This is a genomic window from Ancylomarina sp., from assembly GCF_041555295.1.
Classification (GTDB): domain Bacteria; phylum Bacteroidota; class Bacteroidia; order Bacteroidales; family Marinifilaceae; genus Ancylomarina.
Map to the genome: position 1 here is coordinate 1 of NZ_JBFFKR010000413.1, position 2,254 is coordinate 2,254.

At 34.0% G+C, this 2,254-nt stretch carries 2 protein-coding genes; both read right to left on the minus strand.

The genetic code is table 11. The features are described 5' to 3' along the window. Positions 1-250 precede the first annotated feature (250 nt). Positions 251-1,597: a M23/M56 family metallopeptidase gene (locus ABY905_RS16585; RefSeq protein WP_372645891.1), complete on the minus strand. Its 1,347-nt coding sequence runs from the start codon at positions 1,595-1,597 to the stop codon at positions 251-253. Beyond that, positions 1,590-1,976 (minus strand): BlaI/MecI/CopY family transcriptional regulator, encoded by a 387-nt coding sequence (locus ABY905_RS16590; RefSeq protein WP_125030761.1) that lies wholly within the window; start codon positions 1,974-1,976, stop codon positions 1,590-1,592. Before ABY905_RS16590 ends, ABY905_RS16585 begins: the two co-directional genes overlap by 8 nt. Positions 1,977-2,254 lie beyond the last annotated feature (278 nt).

The following is a 2,254-nucleotide window of genomic DNA, read 5'->3' on the forward strand; positions in this document are numbered from 1 at the left end:
CTTCCGACACTTCGGAGTCGCAATAAGGACGTATATCATCATATTCTGATTCAGAAATCATTATCTAATCGGATTGGTTTTAAGGAACTGCAAAAATAAGTAAATAAAATGGATTATCTAAATAGTGAGGCATGATACAAGTTTACCTCCCTCTATATCAATCACTAAAATACAAAAGCAGTTACTAAAAGTTTTCATTTAGCAACTGCTTTCTATTATTTCTAAGTATTCTACTCTTATTTGCCGTTCTCTATTTCCTTTTTAGGCTTGTAAAATCAATTAAATCAGCTGGATTAATATTCTCTCCATTCTTTTTAATCTCAAAGTGTAAATGTGGACCTGTAGAAACCCCCGATGTCCCAACAAAACCAATTACATCACCTTTGTGTACCTTCTCTCCCAGCTCAACAGAATAAGCATCCATCTGAGAATAAAGGCTCGCAATATTCCCCTCATGCTGGATAATGATGAAACGTCCATAGGCTTTACCTTCCACATGATTTGCCTGAAGCTTCTTGACTAATCCATCAGCAATGGCATAAATTGGAGTTCCTTTGGGAGCCGCAATATCAACCGCTGCATGGTACAACTTTTTTTTCTTAATTGGATGCATTCGATAACCATAAGGAGATGAAATCCAAACCTTTTCAGCGGGCTTTATCGGAGACGAAAAAATCGCCTTACTTGTTGACACATTCGTCTCAGAATCATCTGCTTTTATTTCAGAATAATCAAAACTCAACATTGATACAATGAGTACAGGGAATATAAGTATCAGCTTTAAATGAGCCCATACTGATGTATTTGATTTTTTAATCATTTTTATACGTTTTAGTGTTAATGAAGATTTAAATGCACTGGTCAAGTTAAAATTCATTTTACTTTCAATATGCTGCAACAAACACTGTTGGTAACCAATTTTGTTTGTGTCATCGATGACACAAGCTTGATCAGCACAGTATTCGTGCACCTCGACCAAGGCATTTTTTAATAGATAAATAATAGGATTAAACCAGAAAATGGCCTTGAGTAATTCTATTATAAGCAAATCGATACTATGCAACTGTTTTGAATGAATTGACTCGTGCAAAAGAATCTGCTTATTTTCTGTCTTCGAAAGAATTGACGGATTCAGAAAGACATAATTAAAGAAAGAATAAGGCGAGAGTGCTTGTTCCAAATAAATCAAGTTCAAATCACCTTCTTTTTTTATTTCATTGGCTCGAATGATTTTAAAAATTGAAACTAAATTTAAAATTAAGCGACCTAAAATCGTTAAAACACCAAGGCTATATAGAAGTGTCATCCAAAAAGTAGAATCAAAAATAGTCTCCTGCGAAGAATCAGAATCTACAACAAGTAATTGATCTTCGATAGAGTTTTCAAATTCCCAGACAACCTGATTCACTTTAGCCAATTTATCATGTTCAATCGTAAAATTAATTGAGGGCAGAACTAAAGAAAACAGAATGGCAGCGAGTAAATAAATGCGATTCCTCTTGACGTGTGTTTCCTTTGCCAATACAAGCTGATAGAAGCCATAAAATAGGGCAAGGCACAGACCTGATTTGATTGAATATAGAATAAAATCAGTCATCTGGGTTAGCTTTCTTATTTTGAATTTGCTCTTCGATTAAAGCTTTCATTTCTTCCAACTCACTTAAAGACAAGTCTTGTTCTTTGGTAAAAAATGAAGCAAAACCTTTCGCTGAGTTATTAAAGAAACTTTTTATCATTCCTGACATAAACTCACGGGCGTAAACTTTTTTAGGCACAATAGGAAAATACTGATTGGTTTTACCAAAGGTTTCAAATCCAATAAATCCCTTTTTAACCAGAATCCTAATCACAGTAGCAACAGTTGTATTAGCTGGTCGTGGTTCAGGAAATTCTGATACAATATCTTTAAGGAAAGCTTTTTCTAACTTCCATAAATATTGCATAATTTGTTCTTCTGCTTTCGTCAATTCTTTCATAATTCAAACATACAACTAAATAACTAGTCGTGCAACTATTTTTATAGTTCAACTTTAATGAAATATAATTTATCCAGGAAATACGCGAAAAAAAAAAGGGCTGTCGATATTGAAATCGACAGCCCTTTTAAAATTTATATGAATTTAGATTTACATCATACCTGGCATACCACCACCCATTGGAGGCATAGCAGGAGCTTCAGCTTCTTTTTCTTCAATCAATACACACTCTGTTGTTAAGAACATACCTGCAATTGAAGCAGCATTCTCTAGAGCAA